General features: G+C 35.0%; 20 protein-coding genes and 1 pseudogene. 5 read left to right on the plus strand and 16 right to left on the minus strand.

Going from position 1 to position 19,891, the window contains the following annotated elements; genetic code table 11:
- The first annotated feature begins 42 nt into the window (after positions 1 to 42).
- Entirely contained in the window at positions 43 to 1,188 is a 1,146-nt protein-coding gene (locus ILS93_RS05750; protein ID WP_222660157.1) for a M20 peptidase aminoacylase family protein, read from the plus strand.
- A 37-nt stretch (positions 1,189 to 1,225) separates the two neighbouring features.
- On the opposite strand, the gene ILS93_RS05755 is transcribed toward ILS93_RS05750, so the two are convergent.
- The 3 genes from ILS93_RS05755 to ILS93_RS05765 form a co-directional block, all read right to left on the minus strand.
- Positions 1,226 to 2,170 (minus strand): ABC transporter permease, encoded by a 945-nt coding sequence (locus ILS93_RS05755; protein WP_000482782.1) that lies wholly within the window; start codon positions 2,168 to 2,170, stop codon positions 1,226 to 1,228.
- Complete coding sequence (locus ILS93_RS05760; RefSeq protein ID WP_142289321.1) at positions 2,163 to 3,074, minus strand: ABC transporter ATP-binding protein; 912 nt, start codon at positions 3,072 to 3,074, stop codon at positions 2,163 to 2,165. The genes ILS93_RS05755 and ILS93_RS05760 overlap by 8 nt, the downstream gene beginning before the upstream one ends.
- 108 nt (positions 3,075 to 3,182) lie before the next feature.
- Positions 3,183 to 3,731: an ABC transporter permease gene (locus ILS93_RS05765; RefSeq protein WP_088047019.1), complete on the minus strand. Its 549-nt coding sequence runs from the start codon at positions 3,729 to 3,731 to the stop codon at positions 3,183 to 3,185.
- 174 nt (positions 3,732 to 3,905) lie between these two features.
- On the opposite strand from ILS93_RS05765, the gene ILS93_RS05770 reads away from it, so the two are divergent.
- Positions 3,906 to 4,505, plus strand: a complete 600-nt coding sequence (locus ILS93_RS05770; RefSeq protein WP_088047018.1) for a histidine kinase — start codon at positions 3,906 to 3,908, stop codon at positions 4,503 to 4,505.
- Between the two features lie 63 nt (positions 4,506 to 4,568).
- Here ILS93_RS05770 and alsR read toward each other — a convergent pair whose 3' ends face one another.
- Positions 4,569 to 5,474, minus strand: coding sequence for an acetoin biosynthesis transcriptional regulator AlsR (gene alsR / locus ILS93_RS05775; RefSeq protein ID WP_098103267.1), 906 nt, complete (start codon positions 5,472 to 5,474; stop codon positions 4,569 to 4,571).
- A gap of 152 nt (positions 5,475 to 5,626) precedes the next feature.
- On the opposite strand from alsR, the gene ILS93_RS05780 reads away from it, so the two are divergent.
- Complete coding sequence (locus ILS93_RS05780; RefSeq protein WP_000872362.1) at positions 5,627 to 5,992, plus strand: CidA/LrgA family holin-like protein; 366 nt, start codon at positions 5,627 to 5,629, stop codon at positions 5,990 to 5,992.
- Positions 5,989 to 6,666: an LrgB family protein gene (locus tag ILS93_RS05785; RefSeq protein WP_048565873.1), complete on the plus strand. Its 678-nt coding sequence runs from the start codon at positions 5,989 to 5,991 to the stop codon at positions 6,664 to 6,666. Before ILS93_RS05780 ends, ILS93_RS05785 begins: the two co-directional genes overlap by 4 nt.
- Before the next feature lie 11 nt (positions 6,667 to 6,677).
- Here the strand turns inward: ILS93_RS05785 and ILS93_RS05790 are convergent, their stop codons facing one another.
- Entirely contained in the window at positions 6,678 to 7,091 is a 414-nt protein-coding gene (locus ILS93_RS05790) for an NUDIX hydrolase (protein WP_088047016.1), read from the minus strand.
- Between the two features lie 141 nt (positions 7,092 to 7,232).
- Here ILS93_RS05790 and ILS93_RS05795 point away from each other — a divergent pair, with 141 nt between their 5' ends.
- The gene (locus ILS93_RS05795; protein ID WP_000624205.1) at positions 7,233 to 7,433 is read left to right on the plus strand and encodes a DUF3903 domain-containing protein; all 201 of its coding nucleotides are present in this window, start codon (positions 7,233 to 7,235) and stop codon (positions 7,431 to 7,433) included.
- A 315-nt stretch (positions 7,434 to 7,748) separates the two neighbouring features.
- Here ILS93_RS05795 and ILS93_RS05800 read toward each other — a convergent pair whose 3' ends face one another.
- From ILS93_RS05800 to ILS93_RS05850, 11 genes and pseudogenes are all read right to left on the minus strand, one after another.
- The gene (locus ILS93_RS05800) at positions 7,749 to 8,504 is read right to left on the minus strand and encodes a sulfite exporter TauE/SafE family protein (protein ID WP_088047015.1); all 756 of its coding nucleotides are present in this window, start codon (positions 8,502 to 8,504) and stop codon (positions 7,749 to 7,751) included.
- Positions 8,505 to 8,603: 99 nt separating this feature from the next.
- Positions 8,604 to 8,750, minus strand: coding sequence for a BC1881 family protein (locus tag ILS93_RS05805; RefSeq protein WP_000644411.1), 147 nt, complete (start codon positions 8,748 to 8,750; stop codon positions 8,604 to 8,606).
- A gap of 238 nt (positions 8,751 to 8,988) precedes the next feature.
- The gene (locus tag ILS93_RS05810; RefSeq protein ID WP_088047071.1) at positions 8,989 to 10,716 is read right to left on the minus strand and encodes an S-layer homology domain-containing protein; all 1,728 of its coding nucleotides are present in this window, start codon (positions 10,714 to 10,716) and stop codon (positions 8,989 to 8,991) included.
- Positions 10,717 to 10,929: 213 nt separating this feature from the next.
- Positions 10,930 to 11,496 carry a hypothetical protein gene (locus tag ILS93_RS05815; RefSeq protein ID WP_088047014.1) on the minus strand — a complete coding sequence of 189 codons (567 nt, stop codon included), beginning with the start codon at positions 11,494 to 11,496 and terminating at the stop codon, positions 10,930 to 10,932.
- A gap of 6 nt (positions 11,497 to 11,502) precedes the next feature.
- On the minus strand, positions 11,503 to 12,522 hold the full coding sequence (locus ILS93_RS05820; protein ID WP_088047013.1) for a nuclease-related domain-containing protein: 1,020 nt from the start codon (positions 12,520 to 12,522) through the stop codon (positions 11,503 to 11,505).
- 118 nt (positions 12,523 to 12,640) lie between these two features.
- Positions 12,641 to 14,404 (minus strand): ABC transporter ATP-binding protein, encoded by a 1,764-nt coding sequence (locus ILS93_RS05825; protein ID WP_064477022.1) that lies wholly within the window; start codon positions 14,402 to 14,404, stop codon positions 12,641 to 12,643.
- Positions 14,404 to 16,155, minus strand: coding sequence for an ABC transporter ATP-binding protein (locus ILS93_RS05830; RefSeq protein WP_064477023.1), 1,752 nt, complete (start codon positions 16,153 to 16,155; stop codon positions 14,404 to 14,406). Before ILS93_RS05830 ends, ILS93_RS05825 begins: the two co-directional genes overlap by 1 nt.
- Positions 16,156 to 16,280: 125 nt before the next feature.
- Entirely contained in the window at positions 16,281 to 16,502 is a 222-nt protein-coding gene (locus ILS93_RS05835; protein WP_001123316.1) for a YneF family protein, read from the minus strand.
- 78 nt (positions 16,503 to 16,580) lie between these two features.
- Positions 16,581 to 17,021 (minus strand): sporulation inhibitor of replication protein SirA, encoded by a 441-nt coding sequence (sirA, locus tag ILS93_RS05840; protein WP_048562540.1) that lies wholly within the window; start codon positions 17,019 to 17,021, stop codon positions 16,581 to 16,583.
- Between the two features lie 156 nt (positions 17,022 to 17,177).
- Positions 17,178 to 19,178, minus strand: coding sequence for a transketolase (gene tkt / locus ILS93_RS05845; RefSeq protein ID WP_088047012.1), 2,001 nt, complete (start codon positions 19,176 to 19,178; stop codon positions 17,178 to 17,180).
- Between the two features lie 223 nt (positions 19,179 to 19,401).
- Positions 19,402 to 19,883, minus strand: a pseudogene (locus ILS93_RS05850) (coproporphyrinogen III oxidase).
- Between the last annotated feature and the right edge of the window lie 8 nt (positions 19,884 to 19,891).

A 19,891-nucleotide genomic window follows, 5' to 3' on the forward strand; every position in this document is an offset into this window, starting at 1 on the left:
TACTTAATGTAAATACTTTATTTAAGAAAGAAGGCATTATACGTGGCAGCAAATCTAGAGCAATTAACTGAGATGCTAATTTCTATTCGTCGAAATTTACATGAGCATCCAGAATTATCATACGAAGAATTTGAAACGACGAAGACTATAAAAAATTGGTTAGAAGAGAAAAACATTACGATTATAAATTCTAGTTTAGAAACAGGCGTTATTGCTGAAATTTCAGGGAATAATAGCGGACCAATTATAGCAATCCGTGCTGATATTGATGCCCTTCCTATTCAAGAAGAAACAAATTTACCGTACGCTTCAAAAATTCCCGGTAAAATGCATGCTTGTGGGCATGATTTTCATACAGCTGCTATTATAGGTGCCGCTTATTTATTAAAAGAAAAAGAATCTTCTCTTAGCGGAACTGTACGCTTTATATTCCAACCAGCTGAAGAAAGTAGCAATGGTGCTTGCAAAGTAATTGAAGCCGGGCATTTACATGGCGTGCAAGCTATTTTCGGTATGCATAATAAACCTGATTTACCAGTAGGTACAATCGGTATTAAAGATGGTCCACTGATGGCCGGGGTCGATCGATTTGAAATTGAAATTCACGGAGTTGGTACACATGCAGCTGTACCAGATGCTGGGGTAGACCCTATTGTCGCGTCCTCTCAAATCGTGATGGCACTCCAAACAATTGTAAGCCGAAATATAAGCTCTTCACATAATGCCGTCGTCAGTGTCACAAACATCCATTCAGGAAATACGTGGAACGTAATTCCTGAAAAAGCAACGCTGGAAGGAACTGTACGTACATTCCAAACTGAAACACGTGAAAAGATTCCAGCTCTCATGAAACGTATTATTCAAGGGGTTTCTGATGCATTAGGTGTAAAAACAGAATTTCGTTTTTATGCAGGTCCTCCTGCTGTTCAGAACGATACATCTTTAACAAACTTATCCTCTCAAGTTGCTGAAAAAATGAATTTAAATATTATCTCTCCTACCCAGTCGATGGCCGGAGAAGATTTTTCTTTTTATCAACAAGAAATACCTGGTTCATTCGTTTTTATGGGAACGAGTGGTACACATGAATGGCATCATCCAGCTTTTACAATAGATGAGCAAGCATTACCTATAAGTGCAGAATACTTCGCTTTGTTAGCTGAAAAAGCACTTAAACAATTTGCATAAAAAAGAGCCGTTAAGAAATACTTAACGGCTCCTTTTTTTAAGTTAAATCGCGTTTTAAAAATACTGTATAGGAAATGCTTAAAAATACAAATAAATATAGTAATAACATACATGAAGCAAATGGGAATGTTACTCCATCAATAAAACTTCCATTCTTTGAAATACTGTATAAATCTGTGTTTGCTGGCAATAAATATTTCGCCCAATCATATCTAGTTGCTGCTAATAATGCAATATTTCCTGATAAAGCAAGAAATAGTGAAATACCAATCGCGCCTCCACTAGATCTTGTTAATACAGAAATCATAAATGCAAACGCTGCGTACACAATGGTCGGCAACCACGATAAAATATAATACTTACTAGCTTCCACAAAAATATTTTGTTTTATAATATTTCCATCTTGGAAAATAAGCTCGCTCCATGCAGGCTGTTGGAATTTATAAATAACAAGTCCACATAAAGTGGAGAAAATCATATTAAATATAAACAATAACGCTGCAAATATCACAATTGCTAAAAATTTAGCTGTCAAAATTTTAAATCGACTCGCTGGTCGTATCGTTAAAAATTTATATGTTCCCCAGCTATATTCATTCGCAAAAATTGTACTTGCATACACGAGGATAAATGGGAGCAATATTGGAAATACGATAAAACCTGTATCTCTCATGAAAGAAAGCGGAGAACTGCTTGCCGGTGCTGTATCTGTATCTAAATGCTTCATCTTAAGCTGATATTCCTTTACAAGCTCGTCCCCAGATCGTTCCGCTAAAATAGCTTCTTTTTTCATGCCTAGCTTTTTCTCAATTTCTACAGTTCGTTCTGTATAATCGGCTTTCCATCCTTTTGTTTCCGGTTCTAAATACTTTACCGTAACCCATCCTAATCCAATTATTAATACTGCAATAACTGCAAAGGGAATAATCGTTCGCTTTCGCTTAAATATTTTATACAGTTCGTTATACACTAAATTAAACAATATCTTTTCCCCCTGTTAATTCTAAAAATTGCTCTTCTAACGTTTTTCTTTCTTCATATACACGATACACTTGAATATTTTTCTCAAGCAATGTACGAATAACATTTGGGATTTCTTCATCTTTTACAGTAATAAGTAGATCATTACCTTTTATTAAAACATCTTGGTCTAACATTTCTGCTGCTTTATTCGCATCATCCACACGTATACGGATTGTCTCCATCTCTTCGCTTTGATTATGCTGAATATTTTGCGTCGCCACATATTCTCCGTGCTGAATAATGATAACTCTGTCACACATTAATTCAACTTCTGAAAGTAAGTGACTAGATACAAGTACCGCTTTTCCTTGTTCATGTGCAATTTTCTTTATGTACATTCTCATTTCATGTATTCCACTAGGGTCTAATCCATTCGTTGGTTCATCTAATATCAATACATCTGGATCGTGAATAAGCGCTTGAGCAATTCCTAAACGTTGTCTCATGCCGAGTGAATATGCTTTTACTTTACGGTCAATTACTTGTCCCATTCCTAACAATTTCACTACTTCATCGATACGTTCTTCTGTCACATTGCCATTCATCCGTCCAAAATATGTTAAATTTTCATAGCCGCTCAAAAATGGATAAAATTCCGGTGCCTCAATTACTGCTCCAATTTTCGAAGCCGTACTTTCAAATTGCTGTTTTACAGATTGGCCGTCAATCCAAACTTCTCCCTCTGTCATACGAATCATGCCGACCATCATTCTCATTAAAGTCGTTTTTCCAGCACCATTTGGTCCGAGCAAACCAACTACTTCACCCTTTTTAACTTCGAAACTAATATTTTCTACAAGTGTCTTTGAACCGATTCGCTTCGTTAACCGCTCAACCTTTACAATTGATTGTTCATTTGTCATACTATACAACCTTTCCTTCCCATTCTTTGTCAGGTCTTTACACTGTAACATGATTATTTTTATGTGTAAAATAGGAAAAGGCATGATTTCTCATGCCTTTCCCTTGAATTAAAATGAATTTTCATCTTGTAAACTTTGAACAAATCGAAAACATTGCATCATCGATAATAGGACGATAACGATCATAATTATACTAACAACTACTATTGCATATATTGTAATCGGTGCACTATTTATCCCTTGTATTCCTGCTATTTTCATAAAAATAATCGTAAATAATTTCAAAAATAACATCCCATTAACTAATCCAAAAACAAACGCTGCTCCATAAATGAATAATTGCTCCTGACATAATAAACATAGTACGTTCCTATTCTCTACTACATAAGATTTAATTTCCTCTTTCCTCACTTGCAGAAGAGAAAACATTATTTTATATGTAGTAAAAATACATATAAAAATGAATATAAGAAACAGTGTGTAAAAACACATTTGAAATAAAAGTGTAGTCCCTAATTCCCCAACAATTACTTCATTAAATTGGAGCGATATCATAAAAAATAAAATCATAGTACTCATAGCAATCCACATAAATTGCTTCATCCTTTTGGCAGCAAATGTTCTTATATTTTTTCTCACTAACTGACATAAAGACATATGTTCTTCCCCTACCTCACTTCATACCATACTCATTCTATACTACTAGTGTATAAAAATATGACATTTTAAACATCGCACTACAATCTGAATTTGTTCTAAGTCTTTAGTCCTAGAAAATAAAATGGTAAAAAAAGAATATTCAGAATATAATTGTAAAAAAGAGAGGATTGCATGCGTATAAATTTACTATCAATCTTGTTTTTATTATTTTTCACAAGTTGTAGCCCACTGAATGATAATGAAGTAGCCTCTGTTAAACCATATAAGTTAACAAAAGAGCAATCTGAAATTCTACAAATGACTCCTATAGGAGCAGGAAATAGAATGTTTTATAATGTTGCACTCAAAAATAATAATGATGAGTTGCATGCTACAATTGAATATTATCAAAATGGTAAAAAAGTGAAAGAAATTACCAATATAGCTTCATCACATTTTTTAGAAAAGAAAATAAGACTTTCTTTCATAGCACCATATTTCCATTTCGATAAAGATGTACAAGAAAAAGGTCAATGGTATATTAATATCGACGGTGGTTCAACGCTTGTCCCTCAAGACGCTCTCCTAGGCATAAATAGTTCTGCAACTACTACAATCCAATCTACTAAAAACTTAAAATACAATCAAAAAACAATTTTAGCAGCGGTCATCCAAACAAGTAAAGAAACTGTAAGCGTCCCTACAATTGATGAAGATTCAGGTATTGATATACTCTTGAAAGAAAACGAACATGTTTATCTCTTTAGTATAGAGCTAAAAAAAGAACACTAAAGCGGAAATGCCATACTATTGCATTTCCGCTTTAGTGTTTAATGAGGTGTACTTTTGAATAACTTAATTAATCTCATCCTCAACTTCTATTCTTTTCTTCTCTCTTGCAATTTTTAAAAACTCTAAAAGCTCTGGATTGCTATTCATTTTTTTATAAGCTACTGACATTTCTGCAACAAAATTAGAATCACATAACTCTTTATATACGACTTCTGTTTTATATAATTTATTTGCCGATACAGGTATGACCGTAATTCCGATTCCTGCTGCTACAAGTCCCATAACTGTTTGATATTCCGTTGCTTCTTGTACAATGTGTGGACTAAACCCTACGTCGCGGCAAAGTGATAAAATTGTATCGTATAACGCTGGCCAGACCGGTCTCGTAATAAATACGAACGGTTCGTCTCTTAAATCTTCAATATGTATTTCATCCTTTTCAGCAAGTGGATGTGCCTTCGGTAAACATAGCGTACAAGAAAGCTTTTGAATTGGTTCTAACTCTAGTAATTGCGTTGGAATTGGCGGACGCAAAAAGCCAATATCAATACGGTTATCGTGAAGTGCATGCACCTGATCCGGTGTTGACAGTTCATGTAATGCAACAGACACTCTCGGAAATTTCTTTCTATACTCCCTTACGATAGATGGTAAAATATCATATATCGCCGCACCTACAAAACCAATTGAAAGTGAGCCCACTTCTCCCCTTTGGGCACTTTGTGCAACTTCTACTGCTTTATCAATTTGTTCGAACGCTTTTTTTACTTCTTTTAAAAACATTTCTCCAGCTTCTGTTAATTCAACTTTTCTCTTCGTTCTTGAAAATAACATAACTCCCATTTCTTTTTCTAATTGCTGAATTTGTTGACTAAGCGGTGGTTGTGTCATTTGTAAACGAGCAGCTGCTCGTCCAAAGTGTAACTCCTCTGCCACTACAACAAAATATTGCAAATGCCGTAATTCCATTTTGGACACCCTTTTCACTTTCAATTAATACATCTAATATATTAATAACATATAATTTATATATTAGACAAATTTTTCGAATGAACGTATAGTAGAAATTGTTAATTCTTTTTTACAATTTTTATGTAAAAAAAGAAAGAGGTGGGTACTGTATGAAATGGTGGAAATTAAGCGGACAAATTTTATTATTATTTTGTTTCGCTTGGACAGGTGAATGGATTGCAAAACAGGCACACCTCCCAGTTCCAGGAAGTATAATCGGTATTTTTTTATTGTTAATTTCATTAAAATTTAACCTAGTGAAAAAAGAGTGGATACAGGACGGAGCAGACTTTTTATTAAAAGAACTTATTTTATTTTTCATTCCTTCTGCAGTCGCTGTCATACGCTACAAAGATACACTATCACAATATGGAATCGATCTCATTTTAATTATTATGATTAGTACACTTTGTGTCACTCTCGCTACAGGACTCCTAACAGAATTGCTACTAAAGCGGAAAGGATCAACACAATGATCGGCTTTCTTTGTTTACTATTAACACTATTCACATATTGGATATCGAAGAAAATGTATCAACGCTGGAACTGGAGCTTACTTTCTCCTCTTCTCGTCTGCCCTATTATTTTAATTGCTTTATTACTCGGACTAGACACACCTTATGAAACATATGAAACAGGTGGTCAATGGTTAACAGAATTATTAAAGCCTGCAACAGTCGCTTTTGCATGGCCAATCTATAAATACTTTGATTTACTCAAGAAACACGGAATAGCTATCTTACTTAATGTCATTGTCGGCTCGTTTTTATCAGTTATTACTTCAGCCCTACTAGCAAATTATTTTCAAATTGATTCATCGCTAGAACATAGTTTAGCACCTCATATTGTAACGACACCAATTGCAATGGCCATTTCAGAAATGATCGGTGGTATGTCAGAATTAACGGCTGTATTTGTTGTTTTAACTGCGTTAACAGGAGCATTACTTGGACCTTCTCTCATACGTATATGCCGTATTAAAACAGCGCTCGCAAAAGGCATTATGTTAGGCACGAGCGCAAATGGAACCGGTACATCAAAAGCATTCGAAATCGGCCCTGTAGAAGGAACTATTGCAAGTTTATCTATGCTTTTAACAGCAGGAGCTAGTTTAGTTATCGTTCCACTTTTCTTATCATGGATACATTAAAAAGCAAGTGTTTAAACACTTGCTTTTTTTATTATATATTTATTTAAAATCTCATAATCCTCCGGGAAAGATAGCATTAATTCCTTCACTTCATCTATCCTTTTCCAAGCAATTTCATGTATTAACTCATCAGGATCTTGAATCTTCATACTACCGCCTATTTTTTTAACGACATAATAATGAACGTATACAGGAACTCCGTATGTAATACCTTCTTTTTCGTATATTTTATTTACAACTTCCACATTGTAACCTGTTTCTTCCCAAACTTCTCGAATACAACATTCTTCTAATGTCTCTCCCTTTTCAAGCCCTCCACTTGGAACAGACCACCTTTTTTCTTCTCCCTCTTTTCCTTGCAACACCATTAAAACTTCATTTCTTTCATTTACACATACTGCTGCACAACCTATCCATCTTTCCATATACATCCCTCCCCTACTACTATTCGTCTTCTTCTTTATTTTCCCCTTGAAAAAAGAGGAAAAAAGGAAAACGATGACGAAAACTTACATCAACTTCATAGACAATCCCTTCTTAGAAATTAAAAACGGAAGGATGAAAATATGATTTCTAAATATGTTGTGGAATGTGTCTTTTGTGAAGAAAATCGAAAACCACGCCAAGCTATCGTAACAGTTCCCGCCACTACTCAGCTACTAGCCATTGAAAAAGTGCGTGCGGAATGTAAACGTCGTTTCGGAAAAGCTTTATTATTGCAAACAGAAATTAAAGAAGAAATAGTTTTTGAACAAAAAGAAAGCTAACCATAAATTGGTCAGCTTTCTTATCCGATCATATTTTCACATGAAGATTAGGGGCATCCTCTTTAAGGATCGGGATTTCCCCATTATGTACGTTCCATAATGGTCATCGAACAATATATTTCTATGCAATTAATTATTGAATAGAATAGGGCAAAACTTGTTCGCATTTTTAGAAAAGGGATAGGGATATAATTCAAGTAGTACCTCGAATACTCGAACTTTACACTCATTATATTAAAGCAAATCCTTTTATATGGGAAATATGAATTACTTACATAATTCATTCGTAAAACATATTAGTTTGCTATATTATTTTTATTCCATCAATAACATACATCCAGCTACAACTGGTGTCATAATCATTGAAAACTTCAAAAGCATACGTGGTGCATAATTTGTAAACTTCGCTCCGATATACGCTCCTAACATCGTCCCAATTAATACTTGCAATAACAATATATAATCTAGATACCCTTCTGAACTATATCCTATCCCACCTCCAATCGCAATCGGCAATATAACAAGCATTGTTGTTCCTACAGATTGCTGGATTGTTAAACCTAGTAGAACCATTAATCCAAGTTGAATAAATGGTGCAGAACCAATCCCGAATGAACCAGCCATCATTCCAGTGACTAATCCAAGACATATACATTTCATTATATTTTCTTTCGAAAAATCTTTAATTTCTGCTAAAAGTAATTCTTCCCTATTTTGAAACTTAATTAATTTAATAAACATAAAAATTGCAGATAAAAATAACATCCCAGCTGTAAACCAATGGAGAAAATGCGGGGGGATAAGTGAACCAAGCTTTGAACCAATATAAGAACCAAGTGCTCCACATCCACCAACAATCCCGCCTGTAGTAAATACAACATTTCCTTCACGATAATGACTTATAACCCCAGATAACGTCGTAAAAGCCATAGCTGTTAAAGATGTCGCAAGCGCAACATGGATAGGAATATGAAATATTAAAGTAAGTATTGCGATAATAAAACCTGCTCCACCCGCTCCAACAAACCCCAATAAAATCCCCATTACTAACATCGTTGTAATAATTGCCACATACTCTCCCTCCAGTACCCCCATTATCTACTAAACACTCTCTTTCACACAAATAAAAAGCACCCTAAACGGATGCTTTTCTAAATGGATACTATGTACTTAATCTTGATTAATCAAAATAACCGCAGGGCCAGCGACTACTACTCCAGCTACTTCTATCTTTTCAAATTCTTTTACTGTAATAGATATAACGCCTTCTCTTTCCATCAATTCTTTACTCAGGACATCAGTCGGTATAGCTTTCACCGTCTTACCTCCTTTTCATTTATACAATATGATAAAGTAAAAGTTTAATCAGTAGCGGTTTAGTCCACTCCACACTGATTATAATCGGGCTGCCGTTCATACGCGATAAAAACAACCCAACGCATCTATATATATGCATCACCTCCGCTTTCATTCCTTATTCCACTCAATATCCTCCCCTCCCTTCCATAACATATTGAAAAATAAAAAAGCACTCGCAATCGCGAATGCTTTTTCATTATTTACTTTCTATTACTTTTAACATTCTATTAATAAATGCTGCCGATTCTCCACGCGTTGCAGAACCTTTCGGCATAAATTCATTATTTTCATTTCCTTTTACAATACCTAATCCATAAACACGTTGTACAGCTTGTTTATCATATGCTAAATCTTGATCCGAGAATGGTAACGGAACTAAGTTACCTTTAATTTTTTTATATTGCAGTGCACGGTCAATCATGATAACGGCTTCATCTCGTTTAATCGTATCATTTGGAGCAAATGTCCCATTTCCTCTACCACTTATTATCCCAGCACTTGCTGCACGATTAATACCATCTATTAGCGATGAATGTGCTGTATTTAAATCATTAAAATTCGATGATCCTTCAGGTAACTGTAATGATCTTGAAATTAAATTCGCAAATTCGCCACGTGTGACAAGACGCTCTGGCCAATAAGAACCTTTCCCATCCCCAATCATAATGCCTCGTTTATCTAATTCACGAATGTCTGCTTCGTACCAACCACCTGTTATATCATCTTTATGGTTCGCATCATAATAAACCTTTGTTCCTTGTAAGAATGGTTCCCACGCATTATTTTTAATCATAATAGCCGGACAATTCTTTCCACTCCAGAATTGATGTTTCTTCACATTTTCTAAAGGAATATGTAATTCTCCCATTAAATAAGCTGTTAATTTACGAGCATTTTCAACAGCTTTATTATAATCACCATCTTCGTTTACAGCAATTTCAATCGCAATGGATTCTCGATTTCCAGTTCCTTCTGCTCCATCTCCTGCATGCCAAGCATTTTCGTTTAATGGAAGATGTTGATAAATCTCTTTATCGTCTACCGTAAAGTGCCATGACGCTGAACGATCTTCCGTTCCCGTTGCTTGGTTATATAAATATATTGCATGGTTTTTAGCATTTGCCCCAACACTGTAATTATCTGTCTCATGAATCGTAATATACTTCGGCTTCATCGCATAACCAGGACGGATATTTTCATTTCCTTTCGGTACAATCATTTCTTTTAAAGTTACACCATAAATATCCGTTGTTTTCTCTTCTATTGGTGCAGCATACATAACTGCTGCACGTTTTGTACGTGCTGGTGTTGCCTCTTGAATAAGCGAAGCCTTTGTTCCTTCAAATTTTGCTGAAGGTGAATAAATCCATTTCATTTCATTATTTATTTTTACTTGGAACCATTCTCCCGCCTGTCCCATTACTTGAATGGTTTGTGGTTCCAATACATTTTCTTCTTTGTATGAAGTAAATGGTTCAGAGTATGTAGAGATTTCTTCATTAATAACTAACTTTTCACTTGATAACGTATGAACTTCTTTAACCTCTACATTCCCCTCACTATTTTGTATCCATCCAGTTCCAGATGAAGCCCGAACATAGTAAGCGTTTCCTTTTCTCTTCTCAGCTTTTACGACTTGATTCGAAAGGTGAACCCCTGTCTCTTTTTGAAAATTACTAGAATCATATAAAGGTACTTCTTTCACTATATGTACAAGAAATTCACCTTGCACTTCATTTTGTACTCCTTTATCTTCTCCTCGACCATCTTCATCTTTCATATGGTTTTCAATACTTTTTAAAGCTTGTTCATCAGGTGAAACCGCTACAGTTTTTTCCAACTCATTAGCATAGGAATAATTTGGAATCGTTACCAAGCTAAATACAATCGATGCAGCTAAAACATTATAAAATCTTTTTTTCATCATAATACTTAACACGCCATAATTAAATTCGTGTTATTTTCCCCTCCTCAACCAAAATATAGGATATCTAGTAAACTATTAAACTACATAACCATTTACAATATAACAGACTCATTCCGATTCGTATAGATAGGAATGACTACTATTTGCCTACATTTACTATATTGGAATATAAAAAAGAAGCTATAATATATAGCTTCTCTCTCCGTTTCTTTAATCTCTTTGCACCTTATATTCCACAACTCTACCATCTCTATCAAATTGTAAAACAAGCTGTTCACTATCTATTGGAATAAAGCCACGTTCAGTTCCAAGATAGTACGAAGTGATAACACCGTCTTTTCCATTGCTCGTTCCAGTAGATGCTCCTAATAATTTTGTGATTTCTTCATTTGATTTCCCTATTAATTTATATTTTTGTAATAGATCATCTACCATATGTACCCGTTTCTCTTCAGCATGTAACCACCGATCTTGATTAAACTTTGAAGTGTATGTATTCATACTTAATTGTCCTGTGCACACTAACAATAGAATACAACCTACTATTATTACACCTAGCATTTGTTTCTTTTCTGTATTACGATTTACAGAAGTACGTAAGACGAATTTTTGAATCACGACTAATAAAACAAATGGCATGACTACTACAAACATACTTTTTACACTTACTGACATATGAACCGCATCAATTACAAAAATAAACGCAAGATACATTAGTATATACAAACAAACATAAACATACATAATCCCCCTCAATATAGCACTCAAAAAGCCCACCCCTTCTTAATTCATTATATAATTCATCCGGCTAATGATTTCTCGAAGTTTTTCTAACTCTTGATCTGTATATATTACTTTGCCTGTTAAGATCTCATTTCTGAAGAACGTTACAATTTGCTCTCTATCTTTTAATCTCGGCGTTTTTTCTTCAGAAAGATCTAGCACTTCTTTCCCACTCGCATTATAAAAATATACAATCGGTTTTACGTTTTCCTTTACAATATCAACTTGCATTTCTTTCAAACAATTGTATAGAATATGAGATAGTTTCTTCGCTCTATATACTGGATTCCCTTCATTTTTCACTTGTATCGTTAATGAATCTTCACCTGTAATGCATTCAAATGTCTCTTCTTTCTCTACCTCTTGTTGATACTTGCCCATTTCATCAATCATAAATGAATATATACTAGCATTTTCTTTCGTTAATCCATGAATTAATTTCCCTGTCCATTCTTTCGTCTCAAGTAGATACATACCCGTTTTACTTAAGACAAGATGATGAATGCGACAATCATTTCCTCCGTGCTGATTTTTAATAAAAACATTCGGCATAATATGAAATTCATTGTCTAGTATTATGCCTTGTTCTACGAATCCACGCTTCATATAATGTAATGCTTCGTGTGTATTCACTTCAGCTCCATTTTTCGTATACTCTCGCAAATTTGCAATTAACTTTTGAAACATATGTATTTCGTTACTATGTTTGTCTTGCATTTCACTGCGTTCTTTACTATGTTGCACAGCTAATTGATTTTTCATCATACGCATATTTTCAAGTTCTCTAGCTGCACTTATTTGTAAATCATTGTATTTCTTCTGTTCCATATTTTTCAATGTATTTTGTTGTTCTTTATGCTCTGTAACCGTAGCTGCAATTTCAGTTTCATACGTTTCAATTGCTTGCTTCTTTTCAAATTCTACTTGCTGGCTCTCTGATTCTAACTGTTTATTTTTATAGAACAGCACAAATACTGCAGCTAATAATAATAAAATTACACCTATTAGCACATAATCCATATCTTTTCTCCTTTATTTCGTTTCCTACTATTCTCCATACACATTTCTACTACATTATACTATGTTATTCGTATATTTTTTGTAAAAATTTCACGTGCAGTCAAAAGACCTTGTAATTTTACAAGGCCTTTTGTAAATTCCCTTTATTTTGTAGTAAATACATATTATAATACAACCCTTGCTCACTCAGTAATTCTTGATGTGTTCCTCTTTCTACTATTTCTCCATCATGCATAACAAAAATTTGATCTGCATCTTGAATTGTAGATAATCTGTGTGCAATTGCTATAGTCGTTCTCCCTTTTCGCATTTGCTGTAATGCTGTTTGGATCGCATCTTCTGTTTCTGTATCAATATTAGCTGTGGCTTCATCTAATACTAATACTTTCGGATTCGTTGCTATCGTTCTAGCAAAAGCAATTAATTGTCGTTGACCACTAGAAAATGCAGCTCCTCTTTCTACTACTTCCGTTTCATACTGTTCTGGTAATTTTTCAATAAACGTATTCGCTTGCACAAATTGTGCCGCTTCTTTTACTTCTTCATCCGTAATTTCTTCATTGTACATACGAATATTTTGTTTTACATTTCCCGCAAATAAAAATGCATCTTGCAATACGAGCCCTATTTTCTTTCTAATTTCTCTTTCTTCAAATCTCTCTAAATCTACACCATCTATTACAATATTTCCGGACTTAATATTATAAAATCGCATTAACAAATTCATAATAGTACTTTTTCCGCTACCAGTGTGCCCAACGAAAGCCACTGTTTGCCCCTGTTTCACGTGAAAAGATACATTTTTTAAAACATCACGTTTTCCATCATACGAAAAAGTAACATTTTTAAATTCAATTTCTCCATTAACGACTTGAGGATTTCCATCTCCTTTTTGAACTGGCGCTAAATCTTTCTCGTCCATTAAATGAAATACACGTGATGATGAAACAAGTGCCTGTTGGAAAAATGATAATTTCATCATCATCTCATTTACAGGCTGGAAGAAACGATGTATATAGTTAACAAACGCATATAAGACACCTACTTCAACAGGACTCTTCAAAGCATCAATTCCAAATAAACCAAGTACTAACGCAATAGCGACAATATGAACTAAATCAGTTGCTGGACGTAAAAGTAACGCGTCTAATTTTAACGTCCGCCGCCCTGCACTATAATGTTTATTATTCACTTCTTCAAACTCTTTTCTCATACGCTTTTCTTGTCTGAACACTTGGACAATATTCATTCCTTGAATGGACTCATTTAACTTTGCATTTAACACGCTTAATTGATTACGTACTTCTAAATAAAAGGCTGCACTCTTCCGGCGATATAGCACCATAATTGCAAACATTATTGGAATTAATACGAGAGAAAATAGAGCTAGTTTTACATTTAATAAAAACATTGCTACTAAAATACCTATTAAAAAGACTACATTTTTGACAAATGTGGATAATACACTGACATAAAAATCTTTAATTGCTTCCGTATCATTCGTTATGCGCGATACAAGCGTACCAATCGGCGTACGATCAAAGAAACTTAATGATAACTTTTGAACATGATCATATACTTCAACACGCATATCTTGAACAATTTTAAAAGCGATATTTTGAAAATACAATAAGTCTAAATAAGTAAATAATACTTTTAATAAGTGAGCAATAAGATACACTACAAATAGAGTAACAAGTGCTGATTGATCAAAGTTACGTGGTACTAAATGTTCATCAAGAAATTGTTTAATTAAAAAAGGACCCATCATTTCAGTTACAGTTGCACCAACTAAAAAGATAAATGCTAAAGATAGCAACCTTTTATATGGCTTCATATAAGAAAGTAATCTACTTAAATCACTCCGCTTCTTCCCTGTCATCATACGCCTCCTTTCTCGACTAATGCTTCTAACTGCTGGCTCTCGTACATTTCTTTATACCAACCGTTTTCTTCCATTAATTGTTCATGTGTACCTCGTTGCACAATTCTGCCTTCATCCACAACAAGTATAAGATTGGCATGTTGAATTGCACTTAAACGATGAGCAGTAATAATCGTTGTTTTTCCTGCTCTTTCCCTCTTTAATGCATTTAAAATCGTTTCTTCTGTTTTTGCATCTACCGCTGATAAACAATCATCTAAAATTAAAATTTCCGCATTCGTTAATAAAGCACGTGCAATAGAGATTCTCTGTTTTTGGCCTCCAGATAACGAAACGCCTCTTTCTCCTACTACCGTTTCATACCCTTCTGAAAATTGGAGGATGTCATTATGAATACAAGCAATCTCTGCAGCGCGAATTATTTCATTATATGTAGCATCCGCCTTTCCGAAGGCAATATTCTCCCCAATACTCGCTGAAAATAAAAAATGATCTTGCGGCACGTATGAAATGGCAGAACGGACACCGTAAAGTGTTACATCGCGAATATCCCGCTCCCCAACTTTTAATTCACCACTAAAATGATCATACTCACGGATTAAACATTTTAATAAAGTCGTTTTCCCTGCTCCTGTACGTCCAACAACTCCTAGTGTTTCACCCTTCTTCAAATCAAAGTGAACATCTATTAGCTGTAACAGTTCATTTTTCTTATATGAAAATGAATTGACCGCAAATGTAACATCACCGCTTGCTACTTTATGTACAGCATCTTCTCTATTTACTACATCTGATTTTTGCGAGAGAATTTTTTCTACACGGTCATACGAAGCACGCCCACGCTCCATAATGTTGAACAACCATCCAAAGGCTAACATTGGCCAAACGAGGGTACCTAAATACGTTGTAAATGTAACGAGATCACCTACAGTTAATTCACCCCTCACAACTAATACTGACCCGTAACACACTGCAATTAAAAAAGAAAATCCAACGATAAGAGAGATTGTCGGATCAAACAACGAATCAATACGTGCGACTAACATATTTTTATGTACAACATCTTCTGATTTTTTTCGAAATGCTTGTAAATCTTCTTTCTCTTGTCCAAGTGATCGAATTACCTTCATCCCACTCATACTCTCTTGCACTTTATCATTGATTTCTGAAAACGATTGCTGCGCTTTATGAAACCTTTTATGTAATAACGTTCCATAATAATTTGTCGAAATCGCTACAATCGGCATTGGAATTAAGCTTAACAATGTTAACTTCCAACTAATTGTAAAACCCATCGCTACGAGTACACATCCCCCAACCGCTAATGAGTCAACAAGTGTTAAAACGCCCGATCCAGCAGTTTGTTGAATCGCCTGAATATCATTAGTCGCATGCGCCATCAAATCACCCGTACGACGTGATTGATAGAAAGATGGGCTCATCTTTGTAAAATGTTCATATAGATTCTTTCGTAATTGACGGGCTAGTTTTAACGAAGATCCAAAAATCATAATACGCCATAAATAACGTAATATGTACATAGTAATCCCTACAACTACTAACAGAATAACCCACTTCAACAATTTTTCAGATGTTAATGTTCCATTATTAATTTCATCTACTACAATACCTAGTACTTTCGGAGCTACAAGTTCAAGAAGCGCGACACCAAATAACATAATAATTCCGATTATGTACGCTCGTTTTTCTTGTTTAAAAAACCACGCTAAATTAATAAATACCTTCATTTTTATCCTCCTCTCTTAAAATGAGCGATGTTTTCAGTTTACCAAAAATACTGAATTTTTAAAAGTTTTAAACACTTCAAAAAAACCAATAGGAAAGGGCACTCTTATCGAGTGCCCTTTAGCGCTTATTTTGTTTGTTGCTTGCTCATCGCGCTCATCATTTGATTGATTTTCTTTTGGGAAGGTTTTTGTCCCATTTGCATCATCATCATTTTTAACATTTGTTCATTAATTGGTGGATTTTTTTCTAAGTAGTTCATCATGTATTTGCGGGCAATGAAAAATCCTAACGCCACACCTGCTACTAGTGCTACTACGCCCACTAGAATACCTAACCAAATCGGCATATATTTTCCTCCTTCATGTTGTCTACCTTACAGTGTACTAAAACCTTTTCAATAAGACAAGATACAATTCGACATTTTTTACACATATGTTCGTACTTGTTTTAGAGGATTCAGCCATCCGTACTTTGTATTTTCATAATCCATAGCTAAAAATGTTAATTCACACTTTCTTAACACCTCAAAGAAGGTCGTTTCCATAGAAACGTTTCCAGAGGTATTCATGCGAATATAGTGTGGTTTCACCATTATTTCACCGTATTCCGCTCCTGTATAAAGTGTATGTGTATGATGTGTTCGATCATATTTACCAAGAACCCGTAAAGCTTGTTCTAATTTATGATGAATTTTCATTACTTGTAATGGTCTCGTTATATACATCATTTGTTTATATAACACTTTTTTCTCTGAAAGGGACCCAGATTCTGAAAATCGAGCAAATAAATCAAAAAACAAATATTCACGACCAAAGTAAGCTTTCGCAATATCCTCTTGAATTAAATACAATTCATACGTTTTCATCTTTTGCCTCCCAATCTGGACAACCTTTTCTCTTCATTATATAGAAGAAATTTTGCAATGATTGTCTGACTGCGGAGAGATAAAAAACTTTTTCTGTCGAAAAAACTCATTTACATAGAAAAACCTCTCCATGCCGGAGAGATTTTTCTAAAATCATTAAAGCATTTCTTTTACTTTACGAACAACGTTCTCTACAGTAAATCCATACTCTTCCATAATCTTCTCACCAGGAGCAGAAGCACCGAATGTATCGATACCTAACACATCTCCTTCAAGACCTACGTAACGGTGCCATCCGAATGTAGCACCCATTTCGATTGCGAAACGTTTTGTTACTGCTTTTGGTAATACAGATTCTTTGTACTCAGCAGTTTGAGCTTCAAAGCGATCCATAGATGGCATGCTGACAACAGCTGCGTCAACGCCGTCTACTGCTAGAACTTTTTGTGCTTCAATAGCTAGACTTACTTCAGATCCAGTTGCAAGTAAGATTACATCAGCCGTTTCTTTCTTGCTTGCAGAAACTACATATGCACCTTTTGCTACTTTTTCATACGTATCGTCTTTTGCACCTTCTAATGTTGGAAGGTCTTGACGAGTTAATACTAAAGCGGTTGGTTGGTTTGTAGATTCTAGAGCTAGTCTCCAAGCTGCAACAGATTCGTTACCATCAGCTGGACGAATAACAGATACATTTGGCATTGCACGAAGCGCTGCTAATTGCTCGACTGGTTCATGTGTTGGACCGTCTTCACCAACAGCGATACTGTCGTGTGTGAATACATACGTTACTGGCAATTGCATTAATGCTGCAAGACGAATTGCTGGACGTAAGTAATCAGAGAATACGAAGAACGTACCACCGTAAGTTTTTAAACCGCCATGTAGTGCAATACCGTTCATTGCTGCACCCATTGCAAACTCACGTACACCGTACCAAATGTTTTTACCGCTGTAATCATCTCTTGTAAAGTCTTTTTCGTTATTCATGTATGTTTTGTTAGAACCAGCAAGGTCAGCAGATCCACCGAAGAATGATGGTACAGACTCTGCAATTGCATTAATTACAGCACCTGAAGAATTACGAGTTGCTGCTTTTGATCCTAATTCATAAGTTGGTAAGTTTTGCTCCCAACCTTCTGGAAGAAGACCATTCATTGCTGTTTGCAGTTCGTTTGCTAATTCTGGATATGCTTGTGCATATTCACCTAGCATAGTGTTCCACTCTGCTTGCGCAGTTTCACCAACATCTTGTACTGTTTTACGGAAGTTGTCATATACTTCTTCTGCTACATGGAAGTCTTGCTCAGCAGTCCAAGCATATGCTTCTTTCGTTAATTTTGTTTCGTCTACACCAAGTGGAGAACCATGTGAAGCTGATTTTCCTGATTTGTTTGGAGAACCGAAACCAATTGTCGTTCTTACTTCAATTAGCGTTGGGCGTTTTTCGTCAGCTTTCGCTTCTTCAATTGCTTTCGCGATAGCTTCAATATCGTTTCCATCCTCAACACGGATTACTTGCCATCCGTATGCTTTGTAACGATCTTCTACACTTTCAGAGAATGAACGATTTAAATCGCCATCTAATGAAATATCATTTGAATCGTAAAGCACAACTAGACGACCTAATTGTAAATGAGCAGCTAATGAAGATGCTTCAGCAGAAACGCCTTCCATTAAATCTCCATCACCACAAATAGCGTATGTATGATGATCTACTACATTATACGCATCACGGTTATATTTAGCCGCTAAATGTCTTTCAGCCATTGCCATACCTACAGCAGTTGCAATACCTTGTCCAAGTGGACCAGTAGTTGCGTCTACACCTGCTGTATGACCGTACTCAGGATGTCCTGGAGTTTTGCTTCCCCATTGACGGAAGTTCTTTAAATCATCCATTGTTAGATCATAACCAGATAGGTGAAGTAGGCTGTATAGTAACATTGAACCATGACCTGCAGATAATACGAAACGATCACGGTTAAACCACGTTGGGTTATTTGGATTGTGTTTCATAAATTGAGTCCATAATGTATAAGCCATTGGTGCTGCACCCATTGGCATTCCTGGGTGACCAGAGTTTGCTTTTTCAATCGCATCGATGGATAATGTGCGAATCGTGTTGATAGAAAGTTGTTCGATTGAATGTGACATGCTATTCTTCCCTTCGCTTATATTAGTAAACGTTTTATACATTTATATGATAGCTTCCCACGCAAGATTATACAACATGTATCGACAAATATGTTGATATTTTTTTGGTTTTTCATAAAAAAATCAATGATTTCGAGAATGTATGGGTATTCAATATGACATACTTTTTCATTGTTTTTATTTTAAAAAGAAAGGGAATTATCTGTATATTTATTCATCATTTTCAAATTCCATAATGCAAAATATATCCTTCCCCATTTTCCACTCTGCAAAGCAAACGAATAAAAGAATTTAAATCTTGGCATAATTTATCTCGATCAAATACGTATCTTTCATATTCTCCATCAGTATTATTATCATTTCCCCATCGAAACTGACCTGTCAGTTCGATTGTTTCTGGCGCTAGAGAAAACATGTTAACTAGCGAACAAAATAACTGTTCTGCTATCACTGCTCCTTGCTGTTCTATTTTCGTAATACCATAATAGTGAATTCCAAATCCTTCTGCTCTTTTCGCTGGATAATAGGTCGGAATCCAATGGGTAAAATCTAATAGATATACGATTAGCTCATCACTTAATACGACACACTCATCTATCGTTGCCTCTTCTTTATATAGAAAACAAAGTTCAATCCAATCTATACCTATAAAATCCAACCCTTTTTTTCATTTGAAACAAATACAAACTCGTGCTGTAAAGCCAAATTATCCC

The organism is Bacillus sp. 16GRE42 (genome assembly GCF_019837435.1).
In the GTDB taxonomy this organism is placed as follows: Bacteria; Bacillota; Bacilli; order Bacillales; family Bacillaceae_G; genus Bacillus_A; species Bacillus_A wiedmannii.

Bases quoted from the DNA above. Each gene is read 5' to 3' on its own strand.
- ILS93_RS05785 (WP_048565873.1), top strand. From the start codon at position 5,989: ATGATCGGCTTTCTTTGTTTACTATTAACACTATTCACATATTGGATA.
- alsR (WP_098103267.1), bottom strand. From the start codon at position 5,474: ATGGAATTACGGCATTTGCAATATTTTGTTGTAGTGGCAGAGGAGTTA.
- sirA (WP_048562540.1), bottom strand. From the start codon at position 17,021: ATGAAAACGTATGAATTGTATTTAATTCAAGAGGATATTGCGAAAGCT.
- ILS93_RS05810 (WP_088047071.1), bottom strand. From the start codon at position 10,716: ATGAAAAAAAGATTTTATAATGTTTTAGCTGCATCGATTGTATTTAGC.
- ILS93_RS05780 (WP_000872362.1), top strand. From the start codon at position 5,627: ATGAAATGGTGGAAATTAAGCGGACAAATTTTATTATTATTTTGTTTC.
- ILS93_RS05825 (WP_064477022.1), bottom strand. From the start codon at position 14,404: ATGACAGGGAAGAAGCGGAGTGATTTAAGTAGATTACTTTCTTATATG.
- ILS93_RS05820 (WP_088047013.1), bottom strand. From the start codon at position 12,522: ATGGATTATGTGCTAATAGGTGTAATTTTATTATTATTAGCTGCAGTA.
- tkt (WP_088047012.1), bottom strand. From the start codon at position 19,178: ATGTCACATTCAATCGAACAACTTTCTATCAACACGATTCGCACATTA.
- ILS93_RS05790 (WP_088047016.1), bottom strand. From the start codon at position 7,091: ATGGAAAGATGGATAGGTTGTGCAGCAGTATGTGTAAATGAAAGAAAT.
- ILS93_RS05760 (WP_142289321.1), bottom strand. From the start codon at position 3,074: ATGACAAATGAACAATCAATTGTAAAGGTTGAGCGGTTAACGAAGCGA.
- ILS93_RS05830 (WP_064477023.1), bottom strand. From the start codon at position 16,155: ATGAAGGTATTTATTAATTTAGCGTGGTTTTTTAAACAAGAAAAACGA.
- ILS93_RS05770 (WP_088047018.1), top strand. From the start codon at position 3,906: ATGCGTATAAATTTACTATCAATCTTGTTTTTATTATTTTTCACAAGT.
- ILS93_RS05835 (WP_001123316.1), bottom strand. From the start codon at position 16,502: ATGCCGATTTGGTTAGGTATTCTAGTGGGCGTAGTAGCACTAGTAGCA.
- ILS93_RS05765 (WP_088047019.1), bottom strand. From the start codon at position 3,731: ATGTCTTTATGTCAGTTAGTGAGAAAAAATATAAGAACATTTGCTGCC.
- ILS93_RS05795 (WP_000624205.1), top strand. From the start codon at position 7,233: ATGATTTCTAAATATGTTGTGGAATGTGTCTTTTGTGAAGAAAATCGA.